The sequence below is a fragment of the Spirochaetales bacterium genome (assembly GCA_016930085.1).
Lineage (GTDB): Bacteria > Spirochaetota > Spirochaetia > SZUA-6 > JAFGRV01 > JAFGHO01.
Genome location: JAFGHO010000035.1, coordinates 1 through 6,309, shown reverse-complemented (window position 1 = coordinate 6,309; position 6,309 = coordinate 1). Strand labels below are relative to the sequence as shown.

The 6,309-nt window shown below is 50.7% G+C and carries 4 protein-coding genes and 1 pseudogene; 4 read left to right on the top strand and 1 reads right to left on the bottom strand.

Features of this window, described 5'->3' with window-relative positions; genetic code table 11:
- On the bottom strand, positions 1–1,426 hold a 1,426-nt coding region (locus JW881_06425; protein ID MBN1697129.1), incomplete at its 3' end, for a hypothetical protein.
- A gap of 69 nt (positions 1,427–1,495) precedes the next feature.
- Between JW881_06425 and JW881_06420 the strand changes: the two are divergent.
- From JW881_06420 to dnaK, 4 genes and pseudogenes are all read left to right on the top strand, one after another.
- Positions 1,496–2,215 (top strand): annotated as a pseudogene (locus JW881_06420) (16S rRNA (uracil(1498)-N(3))-methyltransferase).
- A 154-nt stretch (positions 2,216–2,369) separates the two neighbouring features.
- Complete coding sequence (locus JW881_06415; protein MBN1697128.1) at positions 2,370–3,389, top strand: calcium/sodium antiporter; 1,020 nt, start codon at positions 2,370–2,372, stop codon at positions 3,387–3,389.
- 190 nt (positions 3,390–3,579) lie between these two features.
- The gene (gene grpE / locus JW881_06410) at positions 3,580–4,317 is read left to right on the top strand and encodes a nucleotide exchange factor GrpE (GenBank protein ID MBN1697127.1); all 738 of its coding nucleotides are present in this window, start codon (positions 3,580–3,582) and stop codon (positions 4,315–4,317) included.
- 6 nt (positions 4,318–4,323) lie between these two features.
- Complete coding sequence (dnaK, locus tag JW881_06405; protein MBN1697126.1) at positions 4,324–6,285, top strand: molecular chaperone DnaK; 1,962 nt, start codon at positions 4,324–4,326, stop codon at positions 6,283–6,285.
- Positions 6,286–6,309: the final 24 nt, after the last annotated feature.

Genomic DNA, 6,309 nt, shown 5'->3' with positions numbered 1-6,309 from the left:
CCGGAATGGCAAGCGCCGCCAGAATGGCAAGCGCCGCCAGAAATGAAATAATATGGGTCATGAGGGAGAATGAAAGGCGAACCGGTATATCATGGCCGGTGAAATGGAACAGGAAGTAACCGCCCTGGGATGTGTGTGCGGGTGGCAAAAACAGCAGCAGGATATCCGCCGCGGCCGCCCCCAGACACCATGCGGCGAGTACGGCTGTAACCGGAAGGAAAAGTATTGTTTTTACACCCGGAATCGACGCGGCCGTTTTCTTCCCGCCTCCGCCTACCACTGAGGCGATGAGGAATAGCAGTATGATTAACGCGGCGGCAAGGAAAAGGACGTACAGTGCATATCTTACGATATCAAGGCGTTCCGCCGATCGTAAAAAATCAACCGCGTACGCTTTCCAATCCGACGCTTCGAGGTTCATTCCGGTGCGTTCGAAATACGTGTTAAGGTGTTCACGGAGCTCGGATAACCCGATATGTTTGGCAGGCCGCACAATGACATATTGCCACATTGCGGGTTGCGGCGGTGTTGCCGTGTCCTCGGTAACTGACGGGGTGATCAGTTCGAAAAAATATGAATCATCGAGTCTCGTCTCCGTAATCAATGCCGCATTCGCCGCTGCCTTCTTTTTCAATGGTCCGCCGGGTTCCTCAATGTCATCCGCCGGCAGTATCGGGAGTTTTTCACAGCGTTCGATGACCTCTTGTTCCACCGGGATCATTTCTTCCGAAGGGAGAAAAAGGCAGGCGGTCGCTTCGCCCGAATAACCTGTGTGCGGCAGGAGAAAATCACCGTCCGAGTAGGCGGCGGGGTCGAGCGGGGAAGCCGTCATTACGTTCCAGAGATTCACCGACCGTTCGGAGAGGAGTATCGGATCATCGGGCGCCACAGGATGAGCGTATAGACGCCCGATATCATTTTCCAGAACAGGTGACGGGACAAACCAGCGGCCGGGGGCGTTTTCTATTTTCTGAACGGGAAGACCGATCCGTTCAAATACCGCCTGAAACGAGGAGGGTTCGGTGATCCTGCACATAAAACGAATGCTTTTTCTCTCCGTTGTAAGACAGACCGCTTCGTAAAACGAAACGGGAGTCCACCCGGCAATATCGGAACGTGTGCCGAGAAACTCTTTCAATCCGGTCATGTCGGCTTCGGTAATGGGGGGAACCGGTTGTACGGCGGTTTCGGGTGTATATAGAAAGGGGTTGCCGCCGGATTGAGGACGGCTTATGATACATGGTCCGCTTGCGTATTCCGTAAAAAAAAGCCCGATCCCCGCCTTCAGAGAAACAAGCAGCTGATCGGAGGCGATAAAGACAAAAAAGAAGCACCATAAAAGGAGTGTCGCTGTCATTAATAGGCCATTGGTTTTTTTGATCGTATTCACCCTCTCTTCCGTCTGCAGGGAGACGAATAATCGCATTGAACAGTCTCGCTGTGATCGTGTCAAGAAAAACCTTGAAAGAAGCCTGTTTTTTTTCTACTATTCGGTATGAATATCGTTCTTTTTGAACCACATGAAATCTCTATACCGCTTCCGGCCAGCGACAGGCGGGCAGTACATATTACCTCGGTTTTGCGATGCGGGGCGGGGGATAGCTTCGATGCGGGAATCATCGGCGGTGCGAGGGGAAAAGCGACAATCGAAGAGGCCGGCAAAAAGGGAATACGCTTTTCTTTTACCGAACACAGGAAGCGGGAGAAGGACGACCTCTTTCCGGTCACCCTCATCGTCGGAAGCTCGCGGCCGCAGACGATGCGGAAGATACTCAACGAGGCAGCCTCGCTTGGTGTCGGCCGGATCGTGATCACGGGAACGGAGAAATCCGAAAAATCATACCGGCGAAGCAGGTTATGGACGACCGGCGAGTACCGGCGGCACCTGATTCTGGGCGCGGAACAGGCTTTTTCAACGAAGATCCCTGAGGTGGACCGATTCGACGATCTCGCTTCATGTTTGCGAACCGTGAAGCGGTGTGAACGAATCGCTTTGGACAATTATGAAGCCACAATCGCGCTTTCTTCTTTCACATTTTCATCCCCCTGCTGTGTGCTTGCCGTCGGACCGGAAAACGGCTGGTCCGCTTCCGAACGCCGAATGCTTCTGAACGGGGGATTCGTTTTAGCCCGCCTCGGCACCCGTGTTTTGAGAACGGAAACGGCATGTGTGGCCGGTATTTCACTCGTTCTTTCGGGGCTTGGTCTTTTCTAAGGGATGAGCCAGGTTTTTTATGATAGCCTCTTGTCACAATCCGGTTATTTCATTATCCTTTGGAGATGCTTTGCTGTTATCGAGCATAATGTTTCATGACTTTTTATGAGATCTGCGGACTCATTATATCACATCGACAGAAAGAGGGACGTTCGTGTCATCGCTGTTTAATATTCCCGCCGACAATATCATCATCAATCTCATTATCCTCGCCGGGAGTTTTTACCTGCTTGCAAGGAGTGCCGATTTTCTTGTCGACGGTTCGGTCGCGCTCGCCGTCCTTTTACGGATTCCAAAGATCGTCATCGGGATTGTCCTTGTCGGATTCGCGACGACGGCACCCGAGTTTACCGTTTCGCTTATATCGGCGTTGCGGGGGCTTCCCGAAATTGCGCTGGGAAACGCCGTTGGTTCCGTTATCGTCGACGACGCCTTCGCCCTCGGCCTCGGCATTATTGTCGCACCGGTGGCGATTGCAGTCGATTCAAAAATTCTCAAACGTTTCGGTCTTTTTCTGGTCGCGATCGATATAATCGCTTTTATACTGGCCTTCAACGGGACGATCGACCGGTGGGAGGGAATCGTTCTTCTGGTGATCCTCGTCGCCTACCTTCTCTGGGTGTTTCTTTCAGAAAAAAAGAGGAGGAATGCCGGGAAGAACGCGCTTCTGGATGACGAGGTCGAAGAACATGTAAAACCGGGGGGGGTTGCCCTGCAGTTCGGAAGATTTTTTATCGGTGTGGCCGGAGTGATTGTCGCGAGTGATTTCCTCGTCGAATCGGCAAAAAATATAGCGTGTATTTTCATGGTGTCGGAAGCGATTATCGGTCTTACCATCGTTGCAATCGGCACGTCATTGCCTGAAATCGCGACGGCGATCGTGGCGTCACGCAAAGGCCACGGCGACCTCGCGCTCGGCGATATCCTGGGCGCAGATATTCTCAATATGCTCTGGATAATCGGAGCAGCATCGGCCGCCAATCCGATCACCGTGTCGCTGAACATGATTTTCTTCTCGTTTCCCGCCATGTTCGTCATAGTGGGAAGCATGCTCGTTTTCGCCCGACTGGGATACAGGTTTGAACGCTGGAAGGGAATCGTTTTAGTTTCTTTGTACGGGATATATCTGGCCGCGGCTATTGTAATTTTTTTTATTTTTGGCATCGAGTCGTAGTGCGGGGACCGAAAAGGGTATTGACTTATTATAAATCAACTTATTATCTTATACCTAAATAAAATGGAAATGCCGATGTATTGTCGATAAGGGGTTTACTTTTGTAATCGAGTTATACTATAGTAATGGAAAACGATAGGAGCACGTGGAATATCTTACTACTTTTTTTAAAGGAGCGGCGAGGGAGGATATGTCTAAAAAAGAAGAAGCAGATAACAAAAACAATATACCGGATGAAGGATTATTAAAAGAAGAAAAAGCGGCCGGAAACGGAGACTCCGGCGATAACGGCCTTGAGAACAACGGAAACGGTGAAGAAACCGGATCGACGGACGGATTTACCGGCAAAAATGAATACGAAGAAAGTGCCGGGGGGGAAAGCGGGCTTTTTCGTTATCAGAAACGAATACAGGACCTGGAAGAAGAAAACAGTTCATTAAAAGACCAGCTCTTAAGAAAACAGGCCGATTATGAAAATTTCAGGAAACGGCTCATGAAGGAAAAGGAAGAAGCGATCAAATTCGCCAATCAATTGCTTCTTCTCGATATTTTGACCATAATCGATGATTTTGAGCGTGCGATCAAGTCATCGGAAGAATCAAAGGATTTTACCGCGTTACATGACGGTATCATTCTTATAGAAAAGCAGCTGGTGAGTATTCTCGAAAAAAAATGGAGTGTCAAACGGTTCGAATCGGTCGGGGAGGTGTTCGATCCCGACAAACATCTGGCGATCGCGGCCGAGGAGAGCGGCAGGCACGATATCTCGACGGTGATCGAGGATTATCAGAAAGGATACCTCTTTTTCGACAGGGTATTGCGTCCGGCCAAAGTGAAGGTCGCGCAACCCGTCAAAAAAGAAGACGAAAATAATAATACCGATCATATAAAAAACGAATCTCATAATGATGAAAAACAAGGAGGATAAGGCTTTATGGGAAGAATCATAGGTATTGATCTTGGTACAACCAATTCATGCGTGGCTATTATGGAGGGCGGGGAACCGGTCGTTATCCAGAACTCCGAAGGGCAGCGAACGACGCCGTCTATCGTCGGTTTTACACAAAAGGGCGAACGGCTTGTCGGACAGCAGGCAAAGAATCAGATGATCACCAATCCCGAAAATACCGTTTATTCGATCAAACGGTTTATGGGCCGCAGGTACGGTGAAGTCCCTGAGGAAATCAAGATGGTTCCCTATAAGGTGGAGGAGGTTCCCAATGGCGTCGTCATAAAGCTTCATGACAAACAGCATACTCCGCCGGAAATATCCGCCCTTATCCTTCAGAAAATGAAGCAGACGGCAGAGGATTACCTCGGAGAAAAAGTGACCGAAGCCGTTATCACCGTTCCGGCGTATTTCAATGACGCACAGCGTCAGGCGACCAAAGACGCCGGACGCATAGCCGGTCTCGAAGTGAAACGTATCGTGAACGAACCGACCGCCGCGTCCCTCGCGTATGGACTCGGTAAGGGTCCCAAAGAAGAAAAAATCGCCGTCTACGATCTGGGCGGCGGTACCTTCGATATCTCGATTCTCGAACTCGGGGACGGTGTGTTCGAAGTCAAGTCCACCAATGGCGATACCCATCTCGGCGGTGACAATTTCGACCAGCGTGTTATCGAATGGCTTATCGAGAACTTTAAAAAAGATTACGGTATCGATCTTTCAAAAGACAGAATGGCCCTCCAGCGTCTCAGGGAAGCCTCGGAAAAGGCGAAAATCGAGTTGTCGGGATCGCAAACGTCGGATATCAATCTGCCCTTTATCACGGCGGACTCATCCGGCCCGAAGCATTTGCAATACTCGCTGACACGCGCCAAATTCGAGCAGCTTGTCGGCGACCTCATCGAAAAAACCAAAGGGCCGTGCGTGCAGGCATTAAAGGATGCCGGACTCAATGCGTCGGATGTCGATCAGGTGATCCTTGTCGGGGGTTCCACGCGTATACCGGCGGTTCAGAAAATCGTCAAGGACCTTTTCGGAAAAGAACCGCACAGGGGTGTGAATCCGGATGAAGTCGTTGCAATGGGAGCCGCGATCCAGGGCGGAATTCTGGGCGGGGACGTCAAGGATGTCCTCCTCCTCGATGTTACGCCCCTTTCTCTGGGTATCGAGACACTCGGCGGCGTCTTCACGCGTCTGATCGAACGGAATACGACGATTCCGACACGAAAAAGCCAGATATTTTCTACGGCGGCGGATAACCAGACCGCGGTATCGATTCATGTGCTTCAGGGGGAGCGCGAGATGGCGAATCAGAACCGGACACTGGGGAGGTTCGACCTCACCGATATCCCGCCGGCGCCCCGCGGCGTTCCGCAGATCGAGGTGACCTTCGATATCGATGCGAACGGTATCGTTCATGTTTCGGCAAAAGACCTCGGCACGGGGAAGGAACAGAAAATACGAATCGAATCATCGTCGGGACTCAAGGAAGAAGATATTCAGAAAATGGTAAAGGAAGCGGAGATGCACGCGGCCGAGGACAAGAAAATCAAGGAACAGGCGGAAGTACGAAACGAGGCTGATTCCTTTATCTATCAAACGGAAAAAGCGTTACGGGATTACGGGGATAAAGTAACGGACTCGGACAGACAGAGTATCAACGCCGCTATCGAGGATTTGAAGAAAACGATGGGAACCTCGGATATCGCCGTGATCAAGCAGAAAATGGAAGCCCTCAAGCAGGTTTCATACAAACTTGCTGAAGAGGTATATAAAACGCAGGCCGGGCAGGGACAATCGAATACGGGGACGGAACAACCCGGTGCATCCGGCGGCACTTCGGATTTCAAGGCAGAGGGCGGCGCAGATCAATCGACATCGAAAGGCGATAATGTCGAAGACGTCGACTATGAGGTCGTCGATGATGACGAGAAGGAAAACAAATAGTAGCGATCATAAGATCGACACGAT

Coding starts and splice junctions, on each gene's coding strand:
- grpE (MBN1697127.1), top strand. CDS start 3,580: ATGTCTAAAAAAGAAGAAGCAGATAACAAAAACAATATACCGGATGAA.
- dnaK (MBN1697126.1), top strand. CDS start 4,324: ATGGGAAGAATCATAGGTATTGATCTTGGTACAACCAATTCATGCGTG.